Source organism: Amycolatopsis deserti, assembly GCF_014653945.1.
GTDB lineage: Bacteria > Actinomycetota > Actinomycetes > Mycobacteriales > Pseudonocardiaceae > Amycolatopsis_E > Amycolatopsis_E deserti.
Map to the genome: position 1 here is coordinate 99,462 of NZ_BNAU01000008.1, position 21,246 is coordinate 120,707.

Sequence of the window (21,246 nt, forward strand, 5' to 3'; positions counted from 1 at the left end):
GGCGGATGGAGGACAAGCCTAAACGGGTGCCGCGCCGGGCCCCCTACGCGGGGCAGAGCGTGCCGTCGGCCGGGACCTTGCCGTCGACGAGGAACGCGCGCACCGCCTCGGCCGCGCACGGCGAGCCGAGCGCCCCGTGCCCGGTGCCCTGCCACGCGACCCGCACCGCGCTCGGGATCTGCTGCGCCGCGCGCACCGTGCCGGTCTCCGGGGTGACCGGGTCGGTCAGCGTGCTGGTGACCAGGATCGGCGGCAGCCCGGAGGTGCCCAGCGTCGGCAGCGACTCGGTCCGCGCCGGCCACGGCAGGCACCACACGAGCCGCTGCGTCACCAGCCCGCCGAAGACCGGGTAGCGGCCGCGCAGTTGCGTGGTCAGCCCGGAGATCTGGTCGGCGGGCATCCGCGCGACCGTGTCGTTGCACCCGGTGGCGAGCGTGCCGTCCAGGCGGGACGGCGAGACGTCCGCGCCGTTGAGCATCGGCGAGACGAACGCGGCGAGCCCGCGGACGTCGCCCGCGCGCCCGGCTTCCAGCGCCTGGGCCAGCTCGGGCCAGCGGGCGCGGTCGGCGAGCCCGGTGACCACCGCCCGCAGCGCGGTGCCCGCGCCGAACACCGACCCGCCGGCCAGGACCTGCGGCGCCGCCCGCAGCCGGTCCATCACCGCGGTCACCGTGGCGGCCGCGTCCTGGCCGACCGCCCGGCCGTAGGCGTCGAGGGTGGTCTGCTGCGCGGCGGCCAGGTCGCCGAGCACGGTGGCCGTGTCGCTGGAGGGGTCCGGGATGCCGTCCATCACGAACCGCCCGACCCGCTCCGGGAACCGGGCCGCGTAGGAGATCAGCACCTGCGACCCCTCGCCGTGGGCGAGCGCGTGCAGCTTCGGCACGCCCAGCTCGCCGCGGATCTCCTCGAGGTCGCCCGCGGTGCGCCAGCTGTCGAAGGCCTGCTGCGCGCCGCCGAGGTCGATCGCGCACTGCTGCCCGGCCTTGCGGGCGGCGTCCAGCAGCGGTTCGAGGTCGTCCTCGGCTGGGTCCTGGTTGAGCAGCTGGCCGCGGGTGTCCTCGGGCACGCACGACAGCGGGTCGGATTCGCCGGTGCCGCGCCGGTCCACGCCGATCAGCGAGAACCGCTGCAGCAGCGCGGGCGGCAGCGCCGACGCGAGCCGGGCCGCGTAGAGGGTGCCGGATTCCCCGTCGATGTCGTTGACCACGACCAGCGGGATCGCGCCGTTGCCCGCCTTGAGCACGGACACGCGGGTCTGGACGCGGCCCGGCAGGGCGGGGTCGTCCAGTGTGGACATCACCGTGCCGCAGCTGAACCGCAGGTAGGCGGGCGCTTCAGCGCCGAGGCGGCCGCGGGTCTGCGCGTCGCAGTCGGCCCAGTCCAGTGCCGGCGAGCGTGGTTCGGTCAGCGGCGGCAGCGGCACGTCCGTGGCGGAGCTGGCCGGCGCGGAGGACACCGGCTCGTCGTTCTCCACGACCGGCGGCCGTTTCGACGGTCCCGCCGTGCAGCCGGCGAGGAGGGCCGGCAGCAGCACAGCGAGCACGAAACCACGGCGCGGCACGACGTTCCTCTTTCCCTTGGTGCGTCTTCACCCCCGAGGTTCGCACGAGGCCCGTTCACCCGTGGTGAGCGGGGTCGGTGCGGTGCGCTTACACGCCGTGGACGTTGAACCCGCCCGTGCTGAAGCCGCCGGAGCCCGCGGTCCCGGTGCCGCCGGGGGCGTCGTGGCGGGCCCTGGCCTTCCGGTGAGGTTTCCGCTGGGGTGGCGGGGCGGGCTCGGGAGGCGGGTACCGGGCGTCGGCGACCGCCGCGGCGGCTTCCAGGTCCCCTCGCGCGGCCTGCTCACGGACCACCTCGACGGCCGGGCCCGGGGGCAGTTTCCGCAGGACACGGCGAACAGCGGCCGCCACGTACGGCGCCTCGGGCACCGGCACCGTGCCGAGCAGTTTCCGGGCCAGGTCGCGCTGGTCGTAACGGGTGACGAGCTCGGGCCGGACGTCCACCAGCGCCACGATGGCCACCCACGGCAGCTGCCGGCCGTCGCGGGCCAGCCGGTCCGCCTCGGCGGCCAGGACTGTGCGGAGGGCGTGCCAGATCTTCTCCCGCCACAGCGGGCTGCGGTCCCACGAGCTCTCCAGTGTGGTCCGCGCCCGGTGCGCCACCTCGTCGTCCCGGGCCTGGCACATCAGCCGCACCAGCGGCTCCGGTGAGCGGCGGTGGCGGCGGCACAGGTGCGCCGTCGCCAGCAGGGCCAGGCGTCCCGAGCCCGCGAGCGCGCGTCGTTCCGCCCAGCCGGCGGCCATCAGCGGGTCCGCTTCACTTCGCCGTGGAAGACCGCGTCCAGGTCGTAGCGGGCGACCTCCTCGAGCTGGGCGTAGGTGCACGAGTCCGGTTCGCGGTCCGGGCGCCAGCGGATGAACTGCGCGGTGTGCCGGAACCGCGACGGGTGCCCGCCCTCGGTGTGCTCGTAGGCGACCTCGACGACCCGCTCCGGCCGCAGCGGCACCCATGGCTGCTCGGTCGACCGCCACCGCGTGATGCCGCCGGGCAGGCGCTGTCCCTCGACGGTGCCGTCCAGCCAGGGGTGCCCGGCGCCGTCGGTGATCAGGTCGGCGAACTCGGCCGCCAGCTCCTTGCGCCGCTTGACCGGGAACGACCCCACCACACCCGGGTGGTGCAGCACGCCGTTGTCGTCGTAGAGCCCCAGCAGCAGCGATCCGACGGCCTCGCCGGGGGTGGAGTCCTTGTGCCAGCGCAGCCCGGCCACCACACAGTCGGCGGTGCGCGAGTGCTTGTACTTGATCATGATCCGCTTGCCGGGCTCGTACCCGGCGTCCAGCGGTTTGCCGATGACCCCGTCCAGCCCGGCGCCCTCGAACAGCTCGAACCAGTGCCGCGCGGTCGCCGGGTCCGTGGTCGCCGGGGTGATGTTCAGCTCCTGCCCGGCGAGTTCGGCCAGGCGCTCCCGCCGCGCGCTGGTCGGCTCGTCCAGGAACGCGTCGGCGCCCAGGGCGAGCAGGTCGAACGCGACGAAGGTGGCCGGGGTCTGTTCGGCGAGCAGCCGGACGCGCGAGTCGGCCGGGTGGATCCGCTCGGTCAGCGCGTCGAAGTCCAGGTGCCCCTCGCGGCCGACGACCAGCTCCCCGTCCAGCACCACGCGGTCCGGCAGCAGCGGCGGCAGCTGCGCCAGCACCTCCGGGAAGTACCGGTTCAGCGGCTTCCCGGCGCGGGACTGCAGCGTCAGCTCGTCGCCGTCGCGGAAGACGAGGCAGCGGAAGCCGTCCCACTTGGGTTCGAACAGCAGCTCGTCGGAGTCCGGGATCGACTTCGCCGGCTTCGCCAGCATCGGCTGGATCGGCGGGGTGAGCGGCAGCATGGACCCACTTTAGGGGCGACGGCGGTACCGCAGCATCGTGAAACCGTCTTCGACCAGGATCGACGCCAGCTCCATGTCGCGGGCCTCGCTGGCCATCCGGCCGATCGCGATGCGGTCCGCGCCGCCGCCGGCCAGCAGCGGCGCGACCGTCAGGCACAGCTGGTCGACCAGGTCCTCGGCGACCAGCTCGCCGAACAGGTGCGGCCCGCCCTCGCAGTTGACCCGCATCAGGCCGCGGTCGGCGAGCTGGTCGAGCGCGCTGCGCAGGTCGATGGTCTCCACACCGGCGATGAGGATGTCCCCGCCCGCGTCGGCGAGGGCCTTGCGCCGGTCGGCGGGGGTGTGCTCGGTGGTGATGACGATCGGCGGCACCGTGGTGTCGGTGAACAGCGGCGCCGACGGATCGAGCCGGGCGCTGCCGGTGACCACCGCGATCGGCGGGACCTCGGCGAGCCCGAGCCGCTTGCGCGCCTCCCGCCGTTCCGGGGTGGTGCGGGCGCCGCGGTAGTTCTCCGCGCGCACGGTGCCGGCGCCGGCCAGCACGACGTCGGCCAGCAGGCGGCCGTGGAAGAAGATCCGCTTGTCCGCCGGGCCGGACAGGCCCTCCGACCGGCCCTCCAGGGTCGAGGCGCCGTCGGCGGAGGAGGTGAAGTTGGCCTGGACGAACGGCCGGTCCAGCTCCGCCGGGTAGCCGTAGATCCGGTCCAGGTCGTCGTCGGTCACGTCGTCGAGGGGTTCGGGCCACAGGCTGCGCACGATCTCCATCACATCACGCGGCCGTCACCGGGGCCGGGCGACCGGGTCCGGATACCCTCGGGAAATGCCCGCGCACCTCACCGACCGGCAGCCCGAGCTGGGAGCGGACGAGCTAATCGCCGCCCTGGTACCGCCGCCGCGCTTCGACGCCGTGCGGTTCTCCACGTACGTGCCCAACCCGGACGAGCCGAGCCAGGCCCAGGCGGTCGAGTCGTGCTCGGCGTTCGCGGCGCGCATCGAGAAGTCGGTGCCCAAGAAGTCGAAGCTGCGGTCGCTGTTCGGCGGCGGTTCCGCGCCCGCGCCCGGCAAGCCGGGCCTCTACCTGGACGGCGGGTTCGGCGTCGGCAAGACCCACCTGCTCGCCTCGACCTGGCACGACGCGCCCTCGCCCAAGGCCTACGGCACGTTCGTCGAGCTGACCCACCTGGTCGGCGCGCTCGGCTTCGGCGAGGCGGTGCGGCGGCTGTCCGAGCACCGGCTGCTCGCGATCGACGAGTTCGAGCTGGACGACCCGGGCGACACGATGCTGGTCACCCGCCTGCTGCGGGAGCTGACCGACGCCGGCGTGTACGTCGCGGCGACCTCGAACACGTTGCCGGACAAGCTCGGCGAGGGCCGGTTCGCCGCCGAGGACTTCCTGCGTGAGATCCAGTCGCTGTCGTCGCGGTTCTCGGTGGTGCGCGTGGACGGGCCGGACTACCGGCACCGCGGCCTGCCCGAGGCGCCGCCGCCGGTGGACGAGGAGACGCTGCTCGCCTCCGCCGACAGCCGCGAGGGCGCGACGCTGGACGACTTCGACGCGTTGTGCGCGCACCTGGCGAAGCTGCACCCGTCCCGCTACGGGCGTCTCGTCGACGGCGTCTCGGTGGTGCACATCCGCGATGTCCGGCCGGCGCCGGACCAGAACGTCGCCCTGCGGCTGGTCGCCTTCGCCGACCGGCTCTACGACCGGGCCATCCCGGTGGTCGTCTCCGGCGAGTCGCTGGCGGCGCTGTTCACCGAGGAGATGCTGCAGGGGGGCTACCGGAAGAAGTACCTGCGGGCGGTGAGCCGGCTGACCGCGCTGGCGCGAGACGCCGCGTCGGTGAGCTGAGCGCGAGCACCACCGCGACGGCGAAGCACGCTCCGCCGGCCACGTCGGTGGGGTAGTGGTAGCCCAGGCCGACCAGCCCGAGGCCGGCGATCACCAGGACCACCGTGCTCACGCTCGCCGTGACGGCTTTCGCCGTCCCGGGCCGCGCGAGCAGCACCAGCACGGTGAGCGTGGCGACCATGCTCACCGTGTGCCCGCTGGGATAGGCGAGGTAGCCGGTCTTCACCCGGTCGAACAGCGGCTTGAGCACCCACGTGTTGAGCACGACCGGAACCGCGACCCCGAGCACCGCCAGCGCCACGCCGTCCCAGCGGCGGCCGAGCACGCAGGCGAGCACCACGATCGCGAGCAGCGGCAGCAGCACGACCGGTTCGGTGGGCAGCACGAACAACCGAAGCAGCGCGGGCTGCCCGCCGAAGGTGCCGTCGATCCAGGCCGTGATCGTCGCGTCGAGCCCGCTCGCGCCGGTGTCCCCGGCGAACGGGACGCCGATCGCCAGGGCGGCCACCGCGCAGACCGCCGCGACCGCCCACCTCACGCGTCAGTCCGTGATCGCCGGGAAGCGGCCGTTCCCGACCGCCTTGACCAGCTCGGCGTGGTCGGCCTCGGTCTGGTCGGCGTACCGGACGGCGTAGCGGCCGATCGCCTCGTCGAGCTGGTCGTCACCGTCGAAGTATCCCGCCAGCAGCCGTGGGTGGACCGAGCGGATGTGCGCGCGGGCGAGCAGCGCGCCGGCGAGGCGGCCGTAGTCGTCGAGGTCCTTGCCACCCAGCTCGGTGGGCTCGATCTCGCCTTTCATGTTGCGGAACTGGCGCACGATGAACGGCCTGCCCTCGACGGTGGTCCAGCCGAGCAGGATGTCGGTCTCGGCCTGCACCAGGCGCGCGCCGTGCACGATCCGCTGTCCCTCGTGCTCGGTGCGGTGCTCCGGCAGGTACGGCGTGAGCGCGGACGGCCGGGCCTCCTTGACCTGCAGCACCAGGTCCTCGTCGGTGTTGCCGTGCAGCAGCACCAGGTAGCTGCGCAGCCCGACGCTGCCGGTGCCGACCACCCGGAAGGCGACGTCCGCGATGCGGTAGCGGGCGATCAGGTTGCGCCGCGACTCGCGCAGCGTGTGCACATAGGACACCAGCCCGTCCGCGACGGCGTCCGCGGTGGTCTCGTCGACGCGCCGCAGCACGGGCGGGTCCTCGACGAACCGGTGGCGGCTCAGCCCGGTGGTGTGGTCGTCGATGCGCTCGGTCCACTTGGCGGACACGCGGGCGCTGGTGTTGCGGCGGGCCTTTTCGGCGGCCTCGCTGAACTCGTCGGCCAGGTCGTGGGCCTTCACTTTGGACAGTGCGTCCGCGTCGCCGAGCGCGTTCCACGACCGCAGGAACGACGCCTCGCCGAGCTGGCGCACCACGCGCCGGTAGGACTTGACCGCGTCCTCGGCCGCGTCCCGGCAGTCCTCTTCGGACACCCCGCCCTCCCGCCCGGCGAGGACCAGGCTCGCGGCGAGGCGTTTGAGGTCCCACTCCCACGGTCCGCGGATGGTCTCGTCGAAGTCGTTGATGTCCATCACGATCTGCCCGTCCGGCGTGCCGTACAGGCCGAAGTTCGCGGCGTGCGCGTCACCGCAGATCTGGGCGGACAGTCCACTGTGCGGGGTGCCGGCCAGGTCGGCGGCCATCAACCCGGCCGCGCCACGGAAGAACGAGAACGGGGAGGCGATCATGCGCCCGATCCGCAGGGGCACCAGATCGTCCAGCCGCCCGGAGTTGCTGCGCTCGACGAACTCGGCGACGCTCGGCCGGTGCTCCCCGGCGGCGGCGTGGTCGTGCGCCGCCGGCGGGGTGCGTTCGCCCAGCTCACGGCCCCGCGCGTGCAGCTCCTCCGGGTCGCTCAGCTCGCCCGGCACCAGTGCCCGTTCCATCCCCTGCCCCTCTCCTCGCCTGCACAACGTACGGCAGGGGCGAACGGTTTCAGCGGACCGGCTTCGCCGACGGCGAGACCCGGCCGGTGTCGACCGCGAACGTCGCGAGGAAGTAGTTGGCCGTGGCGCAGTTGACGTTCTCACCGCCCACCAGGTCCGCGGTGATGCGGTCGTCGCGGATGTCGAGGACGGCGCCGGTCTCGGCGCAGCCGGGCAACACGAAGGCGAACCCGCGGCGTCCCTCGCCGACCGGCCGCGCCAGCAGGGCCACGGCGGTGTCCCGGTCGGGCCGCCAGCGCCAGGTACCTCATGGTGCTCGGATGGTTGCCGGTGCGCGGCGGTTCCGGTCAGCGGCGGTTCCGGTCAGCGGCGCAGGACGTCCTCCAGGATGTCCAGCCCGCGGTCCAGGTCGGCCTCGGAGATGGTCAGCGGCGGCGCCAGGCGCAGCGTCGCGCCGTGGGTTTCCTTCGCCAGCAAACCCTTTTCCGCCAGGGCCTCGCACGCTTCGCGGCCGCTCAGGCCGCCCGGGGTGATGTCGATGCCCGCCCACAGGCCGCGCCCGCGCACCTCGGCCAGACCGTGCCCGACCAGCGCGTTCAGCCGGCCGTGCATGCGGGCCCCGAGCTCCGCCGACCGCCGCTGGAACTCGCCCGTGGACAGCAGCTTGATCACCGCCCGGCCGACCGCGCACGCCAGCGGGTTGCCGCCGAAGGTGGAACCGTGCTCGCCGGGCTTGAGGACCCCCAGCACGTCGGCCCGGCCGACCACCGCGGACAGCGGCAGGATCCCGCCACCCAGCGCTTTGCCCAGCGTGTACAGGTCGGCGCGCACCCCGGTGGGCTCCAGCGCCAGCAGCGTCCCGGTGCGGGCCAGGCCGGACTGGATCTCGTCGGCGATCAGCAGCGCCCCGGCCTCGTCGCACAGCCGGCGCGCCTCGGCCAGGTACCCCTCCGGCGGCACCAGCACCCCGGCCTCGCCCTGGATGGGCTCCAGCAGGACCGCCGCGGTGCGCTCGGTGATCGCGTCCCGCAGGGCCGCCGCGTCGCCGTACTTCACCACCGTGAACCCCGGCGTGTACGGGCCGAACCCGGCGCGCGCGGACTCGTCGGTGGAGAACGAGATGATCGTGGTGGTGCGGCCGTGGAAGTTCGACCCGGCGACCACGATCTCGGCGCGCCCGTCCGGCACGCCCTTCACCTCGTAGGCCCACTTCCGGGCGACCTTCAGCGCGGATTCGACGGCCTCGGCGCCGGAGTTCATCGGCAGCACCATCTCGGTGCCGGTCAGCCCGGCCAGCTCGCGGCAGAACGCGCCCAGCTGGTCGTGGTGGAACGCGCGTGAGGTCAGGGTGACCCGCGCCAGCTGCTCCTGCGCGGCGGCGATGAGCGCGGGGTGCCGGTGCCCGAAGTTCAGCGCCGAGTAGGCGGACAGGAAGTCGAGGTACCGGCGGCCCTCGACGTCGGTCACCCAGGCGCCCTCGGCCTCGGCGATCACGACGGGCAGCGGGTGGTAGTTGTGCGTGCTCCAGCGCTCGTCGAGCGCGATGAACTCGGCCGCGGAGGTCGTCATGCCCTTCAGGCTAAGGGCAGTTCGCGCCCGGAATCATCCGTTGATCGTTGCTGCGACCCGCTGATCGTTGCGCAATTACCCGCGTTCCCGGCGGTTCGTTGCGCCCGGGGCGAGAACGGGCAGACCCGCGTCGGCCGCGGCGCCGGCCAGGCGGTCGTCGTAGGTGACGAAGCCGTCGAGGTCGTGGGCGAGCACGCGTGCCGTGGCGAGGTGGATCGCGTCCAGGGAGCGCAGCGCGCGGTCCGGCTCGTTCACGGCCGCCTCGACGATCTCCTCGTCCATTCCGATGTAGTCGAACGCGGTGAGCAGTTCGCGCGCCTCCGGGAGCACGGCGGGCCACCGCCGCAGGACCGCCCGGGTCAGTTCGATCCGCAGCAGGCTCGAACTGACCCAGGAGGCGGCCGGCCGCTCGTCGTAGAACGCGGCGAAATCCTTCGAGTGGGTCTCCTCGGCGAGGAGTTTGACGGCCGCGGACGTGTCGACGTAGTACAGGCTCACCAGCGTTCCTCGTCGCGGAGCTCGCGGACGGCGTCACCGAGCCGGTCGGTGCCGTCGCCGGCGCGCATCCGCGGGCGGTACCCGGGCCGGGTGGCGGGCCGCGCCCGGCCCGAAGCGAGCAACCGCGCCATGACCGGGGGGGTCTCGCGTTCCTCGACCGGCACGATGCGGGCGATCAGTTTGCCGTATTCGGTGATGTCGACGGTCTCCCCGTGCCGGACCCGCGCGAGCACCTCACTGGTATTGTGCCGCAGCTCGCGCAGCCCCACGCTGTGGTCGTCCAGTGCCGTCATGCCGAAAGGTTACCACAATTTTGTGGGCACAAATCACGGCGCCAGGACCTCGTCCCACTCGCGGACGTACCAGTTCTTCACCACCCCGTTGCGCACGAACGGGTCACCGGCCACGAACTCCTCCGCGGCTTCCCGGGTGCGGAACACGCTGAGCGACCCGTTCTCCTGCGGGTTCTCCAGGGTGCCGACGAGCAGCAGGTCGCCGCGGGCGTGGAACTCGCGGAGCCGCGCCGAATGGTCGGCCATGTGCGGGGCGCCGCGCTCCAGGACGTTGTCGGCGGGCTCGTAGAACAGCAGGTACTTCATGCCGCACGCTCCGCTTCCCCGGCGAGCCGGCCCAGGATCCGTGCCCAGCCTTCGGTGAACGCGCCACCGGCGTAGCCGCCGTCGAGTGCGCAGGCCGCCCGGAGCTGCTCGTCGTCCAGCGCCTCCCAGCCGCGGTGCTCCACCGCGACCCGGGTCAGCGCCGGGCCCAGCGCCCGGAAGGTCAGCTCCACCTCGGTCGGCGCCGGGGTGACCAGCCAGCTCATCGTGAACCGCTCCGGCGGCTCCCACGCGAGCACCTCGCCCCAGTCGTGCTCGGTGCCGTCGTCCCACGTCTCGTAGACGCGGCCGCCCGGGCGGCGTTCGAAGGTCACGTCCCGCACCCGGTCGCCGCCCCGGGAGAACGGCTCGACCGGCCACCAGACGCCGATCGTGCGGACGAACGTGTCGAAGGTGTGCGCGGCGTCGCTGCGCACCAGGGTCGCCTGCCGCACCGGCGGGCGGCTCAGGATTTCGGTCATGCCGATCCTCTCGCCGTGTCGTCTTCGCCGATCCCCCGCTCAGCTTCGACCAGGCGTCGCGCCGTGTCGAGGGATGAGGCCCACATGTCGTCGAGGAACCGCCGCAGGCCGTCGAGTCCGTCCGGCCGCGCCCGGTAGAGCCGGCGGGTGCCGTCGCGGCGCTCGTCGAGCAGTCCCGCGTTCTTCAGGACGGTCAGGTGCTGGCTGACCGCCGTGCGGCTCACGTCGAAGGACTCCGCGATCTCGCCGGCGGCCAGCTCGTCGCGGGCGACCAGCCGGAGGATCGCGCGCCGCCTCGGCTCCGCGAGCGCCCGCAGCGCCTCGTCCGTCCGCTCGTCGTCCGTCATGTCTACTCCTACGCCCAGAGCCCGACCTGGTTGCCGTCCGGGTCGGTGAAGATGGCGAACCGCCCGAAGTCGCCGGGGAGGTCGGTCGGCGGCACCAGCCGCTTCCCGCCGAGCCGCTCCGCCCGGTCCAGGTACGCGTCGAGGTCGTCGACCCGCATGTAGATCTTGACGCCGGTGTCGCCGGGCGCCGTCGACGGGCCGATCCCGCCGCCGATGCCCGCGCCCGTGTCGACGAGCGCGTAGCCGCCCATCTGCGGATCGGCCTGGACCTGCCAGTCGAACAGCTCCGCGTAGAACTTCTGGGCTCGATCCGCGTTCGCGCTGGTCACTTCGAAGAACGCCACCTGCTGTCCCATGACTCGCTCCCTTCTGTCAGTGTCCGCTAACGTTAGCCATGACTGACAGAGAAAGTCAACCATCGCTCGCCAAGACGGGGCGTCGTTTGACAGAGTGCGAGGCGTGACCGACGAGCAATCCTTCCTGCGCCGGCAGGCCCGCACCCAGCGCTTCACCCTCGGCACCCCACGCGAGTTCCGCGTCGCGCCGGATGGGGGTCGGCTGCTGTTCCTGCGTTCGGAGTCCGGCACCGACCGGCGCAACAGCCTGTGGGAACTCGACCTCGCCACGGGTGCCGAGACCAAGGTCGTGGACGCCGCCGAGCTCCTGCCCGGCGAGGAGGAGCTGCCGCCGGAGGAGCGCGCCCGCCGCGAGCGCATGCGGGAGAGCGCGGGCGGCGTGGTCGGCTACGCCGTCGACGACGAGTTCCGGCTGGCCGCGTTCTCCCTGTCCGGCAAGCTCTACACCGTCGACCTGACCAGTCGCGAAGTGTCCGAACTGGTCGACACCTCCGTCGTCGACCCGCGTCCGAACCCCACCGGCACGCACGTGGCCTACGTCCGCGACCGCAAGCTCCGCGTCATCGACCTCGCCACGGGCCAGGACAGGGTGATCGCCGGGGAGGAGGGCGACGGTGACGACGTCGCCTGGGGGCTGGCCGAGTTCATCGCCGCCGAGGAGCTGGGCCGCGCCCGAGGCTACTGGTGGTCGCCCGACGGCCGGACCCTGCTCGTCGAGCGCACCGACCGCGCGGACGTGCCCCGCTGGACCATCTCCGACCCGGCCCACCCCGAGGCCGGCGCGAACACCGTCGCCTACCCGGCCGCGGGCACCACGAACGTCGACGTGTCGCTGTCCTTCTTCGGCCTCGACGGCACCCGGGTGGACGTCGAGCGCGGCGACTGGGAGTACCTCGTCGCCGTGCACTGGTCGGCCGGCGGCCCGCCGCTGCTCGCCGTGCAGCCGCGTGACCAGCGCGAACTCGCCGTCTACGCGGTCGACCCGGCCGACGGCTCCACCAAGCTGCTGCACACCGAGACCGATCCGCACTGGGTCGAGATCGTGCCGGGCGTGCCGGCCTGGACGTCCGACGGGCGCCTGGTGCACGTCAGCGCCGCCGACGGCAGCTACCGGCTGGTGATCGACGGCGACCCGGTCACCGAGCCCGGCCTGCAGGTCCGGTCGGTGCTGCACGTCGGCGCCCAGGTCCTGTTCAGCGCGAGCGAAAGTGACCCGACCCAGATCCACGTCTACCGCACCGGCCCGGGTGGCGTGACCCGGCTGTCCGACAGCGACGGCGTGCACGTCGGCGCGGGCACCGCCGAGGTCACCGTGCTCTCGTCGTGGAGCCTGCGCCGCAGCGGCCCCGAGGTCAGCGTGCTGCGCGACGGCCGCCCGCTCGCGAAGGTCGACTCCTACCCGGCCGACCCGGGCCTGGAACCCGACCCGGAATGGCTCACCGTCGGCGAGCGCGGCCTGCGTGCCGCGCTGCTCCTGCCCACCGGCTACCGGCCGGAGGACGGCAAGCTGCCCGTCCTGCTCGACCCCTACGGTGGCCCGCACGCCCAGCGCGTCCTGCAGAGCCGCAACGCCTTCCTCACCTCGCAGTGGCTGGCCGACCAGGGCTTCGCGGTCCTGGTCGCGGACGGCCGCGGCACACCGGGCCGCGGGCCGGCGTGGGAGAAGGAGATCGTGCGCGAGCTGGCCGAGGTGACGCTCACCGACCAGGTGGACGCGCTGCACGCGGTCGCCGCCGACCACCCCGAGCTGGACCTGTCCCGGGTGGCGATCCGCGGCTGGTCCTACGGCGGGTACCTGTCCGCGCTGGCCGTGCTGCGCCGCCCGGACGTCTTCCACGCCGCGGTCGCGGGCGCCCCGGTCACCGACTGGTCCCTCTACGACACCCACTACACCGAGCGCTACCTCGGCGTGCCGGACGAGGAACCGGAGTCCTACGAGCGGAACTCGCTGATCGCCAGCGCGCCGGAGCTGCGGCGCGCGCTGCTGATCGTGCACGGCCTGGCCGACGACAACGTGTTCGTCGCGCACGCGCTGCGGCTGTCCTCGGCGCTGCTGGCCGCGGGCCGCCCGCACGTGTTCCTGCCGCTGGTCGGCGCGACCCACATGACCCCGCAGGCCGAAGAGGTCGCGGAGAACCTGATGAGGGTCCAGGTGGACTGGATCAAACGAGAGCTGGAGGCTGCTGCGCGATGAAGCGCTGGGGAATCACGATTCCGCTGACCGGGGTGCCGCTGACCGCGCACCGTGAGCTGATCGAGCGGCTGCCCGCGCTCGGCTACACCGACGCGTGGTCGGCCGAGACCGCCGGGACGGACGCGTTCTCGCCGCTGCTGCTGGCCTCGCAATGGGCGCCGGAGCTGCGGCTGGGCACCGCGATCGTGCCGGTCTACACGCGCGGCCCTGGCCTGCTGGCGATGTCCGCGGCGACCCTGGCCGAGGCCGCGCCCGGCCGGTTCGTGCTCGGCATCGGCGCGTCCTCGCCGGTGATCGTGCAGAGCTGGAACGCGGTCCCGTTCGACAAGCCGTTCGCCCGGACCCGCGACACGCTGCGGTTCCTGCGCGCCGCGCTGGCGGGGGAGAAGGTGACCGCGGAGTACGAGACGTTCTCGGTCAGCAAGTTCCGGCTGGAACGCGCGCCGGAGCCGGCGCCGCCGATCATGCTCGCCGCGCTGCGGCCCGGCATGCTCAAGCTGGCCGCCAAGGAGGCCGACGGCGCGATCACGAACTGGCTCTCACCCACCGACGTCCGGCAGGTGCGCGCCGAAATCGGGCCGGACACCGAGCTGGCGGCGCGGATCTTCGTCTGCCCGACCACCGACCGCGAGGCCGCTCGGGGCCTGGGCCGCATGCTCATTAGCAGCTACCTCACGGTGCCGGTGTACGCGGCGTTCCACGACTGGCTCGGCCGCGGCGAGGCGCTCGCGCCGATGCACGAGGCGTGGCGGGCCGGCGACCGGAAACGGGCGAACGAGCTGATTCCGGACGAGGTGGTCGACGACCTGATCGTGCACGGCAGCCCCGAGGAGTGCCGCGAGAAGATCCAGTCCTATGTGGACAACGGCTTGACCACGCCGGTGATCGCGCTGCTGCCCACCGGCGAGGACCCGGTGCGGCAGGTGGAGGCGCTGGCGCCCCGGTGACCCGGCGCACGCCGCTGTGACCCCTTTGGCGGCATGACTAACGCTCCCCGGGCGGGCACTTTGGGAGGAACGTGCCCGCCGGGGGTGTGCCCGCGGCGCACGGTGTCCGTATCGTGGCTTAGCGTAGGCATACCTAAGGAGCGGTGAGTGGGCGAATCGATGCCGGAGAGCGCCGGGCTGGCCGGCGGCCGGGAGGGACACCGGCGGCTGGCCGAGCTGATCCCGCTGGTCCTCGACGCGATGGCCGAGGGGACCGCGGAGCGCGGTGGAGCGGGGCCGGCTGGCGGGCCCGCGGCCGTCGCGGCCGGGGTCGCGGCCCTGACCGGGGCCGAGCCGCTGGCCGGGGCCACCGGTGTCGGGGCCGAGCAAGCGCTTACCGAGCTGTCCCGGTTGCTGGCCGCGGGTTCGGTCGACCCCGCCGATCCGGCCTGCGCGGCGCACCTGCACTGCCCGCCGCTCGCGGTCGCCGTGGCCGCCGACGTCGTGGCGAGCGCGCTCAACCCGTCGATGGACTCGTGGGACCAGGCGCCGGTCGCCAGCGAGATCGAACGCGAGCTGGTCACGCTGATCGCCCGGCTGTGCTACCCGGACGCGCCCGCGCCGGACGCCGTCGTCACCACCGGCGGCACCGAATCGAACCTGCTCGGGCTGCTGCTCGCACGCGAGCCGAACCCGGCCGTGCGCCCGGTGTGCGGGCGCAACGCGCACCACAGCGTCGCCCGCGCCGCGTGGCTGCTGGGGTTGCCCGCGCCGGTCCTGGTGGACTGCGACGGCGAGCGGATGCGACCCGCCGCGCTGGAGCAGACCCTGCGTGAGCTCGGCGCGCCCGCGGTCGTGGTCGCCACCGCCGGCACCACCGACACCGGCGAGATCGACCCGCTCCGCGACCTCGCGGACGTGTGCCGCCGCCACGGCGCCCGCCTGCACGTGGACGCCTCCTACGGCGGGCTCGCGCTGTGCAGCGCGAAGCTGAAGCCCCTGCTCGACGGCCTCGACGAGGCGGACTCGGTGGCGCTGGACGCCCACAAGTTCGGCTGGCAGCCCATCTCCGCGGGCCTGCTCGCGGTGCGCGACACCGCGGACCTGTCGGCGTTGTCCGTGCGTGCCGAGTACCTCAACGCCGGTGACGACACCGAGGCCGGGCTGCCCGACCTGCTGGGCCGCTCGATCCGCACGTCCCGGCGCCCCGACGCGTTCCGGATGGCCGTCACCTTCCGCGCGCTGGGCACCGAGGGCATGGGCGCGCTCGTCGAGCACTGCTGCGCCACCGCCGCCGAGGTCGCCGAGATGATCGACCGGCACCCCGCGCTGCGGCTGTGGGGCAGGCCGACGCTGTCCACCGTGTTGTTCAAGCCGGTCGATGCCGACGACGAACTGGTCGCCGGGGTGCGCCGCGCGCTGCTGGAAGCCGGCACCGCGATCGTCGGCCGGGCAACGATGTCCGACGGCGTGTGGCTCAAGCTGACGCTGCTGCACCCGCACGCGAACGCCGAGGACTACCGGCCGCTGCTGGACTCGGTGGTCGCGGCCGCCGCGGCGCGGCCGGCCGAGGTGGTCCTGCGGTGACTCGGGTCGATCTGGCCGGGGTCGGGATCGGCCCGGCCAACCTGTCGCTGGCCGCGCTCGCCCACCCGGTCGCGGACCTGACCGTCGCGCTGTACGAGCGCAGCCCGGAGTTCCGCTGGCACCCGGGGCTGCTGCTGGACGGCGTGACGCTGCAGGTGCCGTTCCTGGCCGACCTGGTGTCGCTCGCCGATCCGACCAGCGAACTCTCCTTCCTGAACTACCTGCGCGCGAAGGACCGGCTCTTCCCGTTCTACTTCGCCGAACGCTTCCACATCCCGCGCGCGGAGTACGACGACTACTGCCGCTGGGTGTCGCGGCGGCTGGACAGCTGCCGGTTCGGCACCGACGTCACCGGGATCGAGTGGCGCGACGGGCTGTTCCGGCTGCACTCGGCCGCCGGGGAGATCAGCGCGCGCAACGTGGTGCTCGGCATCGGCACCGAACCGCGGGTGCCGGAACCGTTGCGGGCGCTCGCCGACGATCCGGACGTGCCGGTGATCCACTCCGCGGAGTACCTGTCCGAACGGGAACGGCTACTGTCGCTGCCCGCGGTGACCGTCGTCGGCTCGGGCCAGTCCGGCGCCGAGGTGTTCCTGGACCTGCTGCGGCACCGCAAGCAACCGGACGGGCTGCGGTGGGTGACGCGGACGGTGTCGTTCGCGCCGATGGAGTACTCCAAGCTCGGGCTGGAGCAGTTCACCCCCGACTACACGCGCTTCTTCCACCGGCTGCCCGAGCCCGAGCGCGACCGGCTGCTGCCCGCGCAATGGCAGCTGTACAAGGGGATCGACGCCGGCACGATCGCGGACATCCACGACGAGCTGTACCGCCGCACGGTCGGCGGCGGCTGGCCCGGCGTCACGCTGACGCCCGGCGTGGAAGTGGTTTCGGCGCGGCGCGACGGCGAGCGGATCGCGCTGGGCCTGCGGCACCGGCAGGAGGGCAGCACGGCGACCTGGGTGACCGACGCGGTGGTCGCCGCCACCGGCTACCGCGAGCGACCGCTGGACGGGCTGCTCGGGCCGCTGGCGGACGCGGTCGCCCGGGACGGCAGCGGCCGCCCGGTCGTCGAGCGCGACTACCGGCTGCGGCTCGCGCCGGAGATCGGCGGCGCGATCTTCGTGCAGAACGCCGAACGGCACACGCACGGCGTCGGCGCGCCGGATCTCGGGCTGGCGGCGTGGCGGGCCGCCTCGATCGTCAACGCGGTCTGCGGCCGCACCGTCTACCGGTTGCCGTCGCGCACGGCGTTCACGCGGTTCGGGTTGGAGGAGTGAGCGTGGAATCAGCTCAGGCGTGGCGCGTGGCCGGCACGCTGATCGTGCACAAGATGCTCGGCGAACTGTCCTACGAGGGGCTGTTCGACCCCTCGCCGGCGGACGACGAGGAGCACCGGCTGTGGCGGCTGGCGTTGCCGGAGGTGACCTACGAGTTCCGGGCCCGGCGCGGCGCCTTCGAATCGTGGACCGTGCTGCCCGGATCTGCCTTGCGCGACGGTGAACCGGCGACCGATCCGCGGACCCTCGTGGTGGACGCGCGCACGGAGCTGGGCCTGTCCGGGCTGCGGCTCGCGGACGTGCTGGCCGAGCTGACCGCCACGGTGACCAACGAGGCCGCCCGCCTGCGCCGCGCGCCCACCGCCGCGGAACTGTCCAGGATGGACTACAACCTGGCGGACGGGCACCTGACCGGACATCCCCGGCTGGTGCTCAACAAGGGCCGGGTCGGCTTCTCCACCGTCGATCGCGCCCGGTACGCGCCGGAGGCGGGGGCTGACGTGCGGCTGCGGTGGTTCGCCGTGCACCGCGACCACGCGCGGTTCCGCTGCGTGGACGAGCTGTCGGCTTCGCGGCTGCTGGCCGGGGAGCTGGACGACGACCAGCGCGCCGAGTTCACCCGCCTCGCCGACCCCGCGGAGTACGTCTGGGTGCCGGTGCACCCGTGGCAGGCCGACGAGATCCTCGGCACCCTCTACGCCGGTGAACTCGCCACCGGGATCGTGATCGAGCTGGGCGAGTCCCGGGACGCCTACCGTCCACATCAGACGGTGCGGACGCTGGCGAACGTGTCCCGGCCGGACCGGCACGACGTCAAGACCGCGGTGTCGGTGCGCAACACGCTCGTCTACCGCGGGCTGGCCGCGGGCGCGACGCTCGCCGGGCCGGCGGTGACGAGCTGGCTGAAGCGGGTCGGGGCGGCGGATCCCCTGCTCGCCGAGAAGTACCGGTTCGAGCTGCTCGGCGAGGTCGCCAGCGTGTCGGTGGAGCACCCGCTGTTCGGCAGTATCGAGGAGCTGCCCTACCGGTTCCACGAAACCCTCGGTGCGTTGTGGCGGGAACCGCTGCTGTCCCGACTGGCCGAGGGCGAGCAGGCGATCTCGTTCGCCGCGCTGCCCTATCGCGATCTCAGTGGGGCGTCGGTGATCACCGGGTTGATCGAGCGGTCCGGCTGGGACGCCGAACGCTGGTGCGCCACGGTGTTCGACCTGCTGCTCACGCCGCTGCTGCAGTGGCTGCTGCGCTACGGCGTCGGGTTCTGCCCGCACGGCCAGAACCTGATCCTGATCGTCGACGAGCGCGGGCGGCCGCTGCGGGTGGCGATCAAGGACTTCGCGCAGGGCGTCGATCTCCTGGACGAGGACCTGGACTGCTACCGCCTGCTCGCACCCGAGGCGGCCGGGGAGATGCTGCGCTGGCCGGCGCACCTGCTCGCGCAGTCGCTGTTCAGCTCGGTGTTCTCCGGGCAGCTGCGGTTCTGGGCCGAGATCCTGCTCGACGACCTGGCCTTCCCGCGGGCGCGGTTCTGGGAGCTGGTGCGGGAGGTCGTCGGCCGCTACCGCGCGGAGAACCCGGATGTGGCGCAGCGGTTCGACGCGTGCCTGCTGTTCGCCCCGGACGTCGAGCGGGTCACGCTGAACCGCGAGCACCTGGCCGGGCAGGGGTTCGACAAGGTGGACCGCGACGACGAGTTCGATGTGCGGTGGGGGCGCGTGCCGAACCCGCTGCACGCCCCGGACCCAGCGGGGGCCTGGTGAAAGCGCCGCGCCCGGTCGGGCCGCGCACGCTCGCCGAGCGGGCTGCGGCTGCCCGGGGCATGCGCGGGGCGCTGGCCCGTGGGGACGTGCCACGGGTGCTGCTGCTGGTGCCCGATCCGCACGCCCGGTTCGCCGCGGTCGAGCTGTCCGGGCGGTTCGTCGCCGAGGAGGTGCTCTCCGGCGGGTACGGGGTCTGTACGTACGTGTTCGCCTGGGACGTCGAGCGGGAGGCGCTGCCGGCCGGGCCGGACAGCCCGTTGGCTCGCTATCTCGACGGCTACGGGGACCTGCGGATGCGACCGGATCTGGCGACGATGACCGCGTTGCCGGACGGGTTGTGCGGCATCGTGTGCGACGTCGAGTGGCCCGACGGCGAACCGGTGCGGGCGGCTCCGCGGCGGGCCCTGACCGAGCAGCTGATGGCGCTGGAATCCCTCGGGTACGTGCCCTCGGCGGGGCTCGAGCACGAGGTCGTGTTCAGCGACGCCGACGGTCCGCTGAGCGGGCACGGCGTGGACTACGCGGTCGGCGGGACCGAGCGGATGCGGCCCCTGCTGCGCGATCTGCGGGGTGCGTTGGAGCGGTCCGGGCTCGGGGTGGAGTCCGCGCGCGCCGAGTGCCATCCCGGGCAGTACGAGATCGTGCTGCGGCACCGGGACGCGCTGGCGGCGTGTGATGACGCCTTGCTGCAGCAGCTGATCGTGCGGTCGGTGGCGGCGGAGCACGGGGTGACCGCGAGCTACCTGGCGGCGCCGGAGCCGGGGCAGGGGTGTTCGTGTCACGTGCACCTGTCGCTGTCCTCGGTGGCGGGCGAGACGCCGTCGGGCACGGAGCTGTCGCCGGTGATGGCGTCGTTCCTCGCCGGCGTGCTGCGCGACGCGGCGGCGCTGGCCCCGGTGTGGGCGCCGACCTGGAACAGCTACGTGCGGCTGCGGACGGCGCCGTTCTCGCCGCGCGAGCTGCGGTGGGGTGTCGACGACCGGACGGCGGCGGTGCGGGTGGCCGGGCGGGACGCGTCCCAGCGGCTGGAGTTCCGGTTCGCCGGCGCCGACGCGCAGCCGCACCTGGTGCTCGCGGCCCTGTTGGCGGCGGGCCGGGCGGGCATCGAAGAGGGGTTGCCGCTGCCGCCGGCGGGGGAGGTCGTGGGCGCGTTGCCGGGTGCGCCGTGGGAGGCGTTGTCCGGCCTGGACCGCGTGGCGAAGCTGCTCGGGGACGAGGTCGCGGCTCAGCAGGAGGCGTTGCTGCGGGCCGAACTGGAGGCGGGCTGCTCCGCGGTCACCGGCTGGCAGCGCCGGCGGGGCGCGTTGCGGGCATGACCGGCGTCGTCAGCTCGCGTGCCTTCTGGCGGGGGAGCGCGAACGCGAGCAGCAGAGCGACGCCGACCAGGACGTAGGTGGCGGCGGAGAGCTGTTCGGGGAACGTCCAGTCGCGGTGCACGACCGGGAAGTCGGTTTCCGGCAGGTTGTGGAACGGCGCCCAGACGAAGAACACCGCGGTCAGCGCGCCCCAGCCGAGCCACGCGGTGGACAGCCACGAGCGGTCCTCGGCGCGGCGGACCGTGATGCCGAGCATGACGACCAGCGCCGGGACCACCCACACGTAGTAGTGCGACCACGAGGTGGGGGAGACGAGCAGGGCGAGTCCGGCGTTGGCCATCAGCGCCAGCGCCGGCTCGGCGCGCCGCATCGCGTTGGCGACCAGCGCCAGCAGGCCGAGCACCAGGACGAGCCACACGGCCTTTTCCGCCGCGCCGGTCAGCCCGGTGCGCACGATGACGGCCTCGATGGCCTGGTTGGTGGCGAACGCGGTGCCGCTGACCCCGCCGCCGCTGAGGCCGCCCTGGAACCAGTAGTGGATGGAGCCGCCGAAGTCCGCCACGAAGCCGATCACGGTGGCGACGCCGAACGTGATGGCGGAGGTGATGGCCGACCGGTAGTCGCGGCGGATGAGGAAGAACAGCACGAACGCGGCCGGGGTGAGCTTGAGGGCCGCGGCCAGGCCGATGCCGAAGCCGCGCGGCCAGACGGTGCGCCCGGCCAGGCAGTCGACCGTCACCAGGGCCATCATGATGATGCTGACCTGCCCGAAGCCGAACGTCTGGCTGACCGGCTCGAGGAAGACGGTGAGCGGAAGCACGACGGAGGCGACCGCGACGCCGCCGTCCCGCCCGAGCTGCGGCCGGACGGCGCGCGCCACCAGGTAGACGGTGACGAACATGCTGAGGCCGTTGAGGATGTACAGCGTGACCACCGAGGCGTCCCACGGCAGCATCGCCAGGGGCGACAGCAGCAGCGCCGCGAACGGCGGGTAGACGAACGGCAGTACCGCGCCGTTGGCGACCTCCGGCAGCGTGCCGTACATGTCCCGGCCGTCCCACCAGGCCTGCACGCCGTAGCGGTAGACCTCGAGGTCGATCTGGGGGCGGGTGGGCAGGTAGTGCATCATGCCCTGCACCGCGAAGAACAGCCAGACCGCACACGGCACCGGGACCAGCCAGAGGTATTTGCGCATCAAGCC

Annotated in this window: 22 protein-coding genes; 7 read left to right on the forward strand and 15 right to left on the reverse strand. The window is 73.3% G+C overall.

Annotation, left to right across the window (positions count from 1 at the left end):
• Window positions 1-43: 43 nt before the first annotated feature.
• The 4 genes from IE290_RS29695 to IE290_RS29710 all read right to left on the reverse strand — a co-directional run bounded on the left by IE290_RS29695 (window position 44) and on the right by IE290_RS29710 (window position 4,141).
• Entirely contained in the window at window positions 44-1,561 is a 1,518-nt protein-coding gene (locus IE290_RS29695) for an alpha/beta fold hydrolase (RefSeq protein WP_191248002.1), read from the reverse strand.
• Window positions 1,562-1,649: 88 nt separating this feature from the next.
• Window positions 1,650-2,303, reverse strand: coding sequence for a hypothetical protein (locus IE290_RS29700; RefSeq protein ID WP_191248003.1), 654 nt, complete (start codon window positions 2,301-2,303; stop codon window positions 1,650-1,652).
• Window positions 2,303-3,376 carry an ATP-dependent DNA ligase gene (locus tag IE290_RS29705; RefSeq protein WP_191248004.1) on the reverse strand — a complete coding sequence of 358 codons (1,074 nt, stop codon included), beginning with the start codon at window positions 3,374-3,376 and terminating at the stop codon, window positions 2,303-2,305. Before IE290_RS29705 ends, IE290_RS29700 begins: the two co-directional genes overlap by 1 nt.
• 9 nt (window positions 3,377-3,385) lie before the next feature.
• Window positions 3,386-4,141 carry a pyrimidine reductase family protein gene (locus IE290_RS29710; RefSeq protein WP_191248005.1) on the reverse strand — a complete coding sequence of 252 codons (756 nt, stop codon included), beginning with the start codon at window positions 4,139-4,141 and terminating at the stop codon, window positions 3,386-3,388.
• Between the two features lie 55 nt (window positions 4,142-4,196).
• Here IE290_RS29710 and zapE point away from each other — a divergent pair, with 55 nt between their 5' ends.
• On the forward strand, window positions 4,197-5,225 hold the full coding sequence (gene zapE / locus IE290_RS29715) for a cell division protein ZapE (RefSeq protein ID WP_191248006.1): 1,029 nt from the start codon (window positions 4,197-4,199) through the stop codon (window positions 5,223-5,225).
• Here zapE and IE290_RS29720 read toward each other — a convergent pair.
• The 10 genes from IE290_RS29720 to IE290_RS29765 form a co-directional block, all read right to left on the reverse strand.
• The gene (locus IE290_RS29720) at window positions 5,128-5,763 is read right to left on the reverse strand and encodes a phosphatase PAP2 family protein (RefSeq protein ID WP_191248007.1); all 636 of its coding nucleotides are present in this window, start codon (window positions 5,761-5,763) and stop codon (window positions 5,128-5,130) included. The genes zapE and IE290_RS29720 overlap by 98 nt on opposite strands.
• A 3-nt stretch (window positions 5,764-5,766) precedes the next feature.
• A complete protein-coding gene (locus IE290_RS29725; protein ID WP_191248008.1) occupies window positions 5,767-7,140 on the reverse strand; it encodes a DUF2252 domain-containing protein in 1,374 nt (457 codons plus the stop codon).
• A gap of 49 nt (window positions 7,141-7,189) precedes the next feature.
• Complete coding sequence (locus IE290_RS29730) at window positions 7,190-7,411, reverse strand: hypothetical protein (protein WP_191248009.1); 222 nt, start codon at window positions 7,409-7,411, stop codon at window positions 7,190-7,192.
• Between the two features lie 92 nt (window positions 7,412-7,503).
• Window positions 7,504-8,709 carry an ornithine--oxo-acid transaminase gene (gene rocD / locus IE290_RS29735; RefSeq protein WP_191248010.1) on the reverse strand — a complete coding sequence of 402 codons (1,206 nt, stop codon included), beginning with the start codon at window positions 8,707-8,709 and terminating at the stop codon, window positions 7,504-7,506.
• A gap of 75 nt (window positions 8,710-8,784) precedes the next feature.
• Window positions 8,785-9,207, reverse strand: coding sequence for a type II toxin-antitoxin system VapC family toxin (locus tag IE290_RS29740; protein ID WP_191248011.1), 423 nt, complete (start codon window positions 9,205-9,207; stop codon window positions 8,785-8,787).
• Window positions 9,204-9,500, reverse strand: coding sequence for a type II toxin-antitoxin system Phd/YefM family antitoxin (locus IE290_RS29745; RefSeq protein WP_229874791.1), 297 nt, complete (start codon window positions 9,498-9,500; stop codon window positions 9,204-9,206). Before IE290_RS29745 ends, IE290_RS29740 begins: the two co-directional genes overlap by 4 nt.
• 33 nt (window positions 9,501-9,533) lie before the next feature.
• Window positions 9,534-9,806, reverse strand: coding sequence for a YciI family protein (locus IE290_RS29750; protein WP_191248012.1), 273 nt, complete (start codon window positions 9,804-9,806; stop codon window positions 9,534-9,536).
• Window positions 9,803-10,285, reverse strand: coding sequence for an SRPBCC domain-containing protein (locus tag IE290_RS29755; RefSeq protein ID WP_191248013.1), 483 nt, complete (start codon window positions 10,283-10,285; stop codon window positions 9,803-9,805). Before IE290_RS29755 ends, IE290_RS29750 begins: the two co-directional genes overlap by 4 nt.
• Window positions 10,282-10,632, reverse strand: coding sequence for an ArsR/SmtB family transcription factor (locus IE290_RS29760; protein ID WP_191248014.1), 351 nt, complete (start codon window positions 10,630-10,632; stop codon window positions 10,282-10,284). The genes IE290_RS29755 and IE290_RS29760 overlap by 4 nt, the downstream gene beginning before the upstream one ends.
• A gap of 8 nt (window positions 10,633-10,640) precedes the next feature.
• Window positions 10,641-10,988 carry a VOC family protein gene (locus IE290_RS29765; RefSeq protein WP_191248015.1) on the reverse strand — a complete coding sequence of 116 codons (348 nt, stop codon included), beginning with the start codon at window positions 10,986-10,988 and terminating at the stop codon, window positions 10,641-10,643.
• A gap of 103 nt (window positions 10,989-11,091) precedes the next feature.
• Here IE290_RS29765 and IE290_RS29770 point away from each other — a divergent pair, with 103 nt between their 5' ends.
• The 6 genes from IE290_RS29770 (at window position 11,092) to IE290_RS29795 (ending at window position 20,045) form a co-directional block, all read left to right on the forward strand.
• Window positions 11,092-13,182, forward strand: a complete 2,091-nt coding sequence (locus tag IE290_RS29770) for a S9 family peptidase (RefSeq protein ID WP_191248016.1) — start codon at window positions 11,092-11,094, stop codon at window positions 13,180-13,182.
• Window positions 13,179-14,129, forward strand: a complete 951-nt coding sequence (locus IE290_RS29775) for an LLM class F420-dependent oxidoreductase (RefSeq protein WP_191248017.1) — start codon at window positions 13,179-13,181, stop codon at window positions 14,127-14,129. Before IE290_RS29770 ends, IE290_RS29775 begins: the two co-directional genes overlap by 4 nt.
• Before the next feature lie 159 nt (window positions 14,130-14,288).
• Window positions 14,289-15,695: a pyridoxal phosphate-dependent decarboxylase family protein gene (locus IE290_RS29780; RefSeq protein ID WP_191248239.1), complete on the forward strand. Its 1,407-nt coding sequence runs from the start codon at window positions 14,289-14,291 to the stop codon at window positions 15,693-15,695.
• The gene (locus IE290_RS29785; protein WP_191248018.1) at window positions 15,692-16,972 is read left to right on the forward strand and encodes a lysine N(6)-hydroxylase/L-ornithine N(5)-oxygenase family protein; all 1,281 of its coding nucleotides are present in this window, start codon (window positions 15,692-15,694) and stop codon (window positions 16,970-16,972) included. Before IE290_RS29780 ends, IE290_RS29785 begins: the two co-directional genes overlap by 4 nt.
• 53 nt (window positions 16,973-17,025) lie before the next feature.
• Window positions 17,026-18,729, forward strand: a complete 1,704-nt coding sequence (locus IE290_RS29790; protein ID WP_373300566.1) for an IucA/IucC family protein — start codon at window positions 17,026-17,028, stop codon at window positions 18,727-18,729.
• Window positions 18,723-20,045, forward strand: coding sequence for a type I glutamate--ammonia ligase (locus tag IE290_RS29795; protein ID WP_191248240.1), 1,323 nt, complete (start codon window positions 18,723-18,725; stop codon window positions 20,043-20,045). Before IE290_RS29790 ends, IE290_RS29795 begins: the two co-directional genes overlap by 7 nt.
• Here the strand turns inward: IE290_RS29795 and IE290_RS29800 are convergent.
• Complete coding sequence (locus IE290_RS29800; protein ID WP_191248020.1) at window positions 20,005-21,240, reverse strand: glycosyltransferase 87 family protein; 1,236 nt, start codon at window positions 21,238-21,240, stop codon at window positions 20,005-20,007. The two genes, IE290_RS29795 and IE290_RS29800, sit on opposite strands and share 41 nt — an antisense overlap.
• Window positions 21,241-21,246 lie beyond the last annotated feature (6 nt).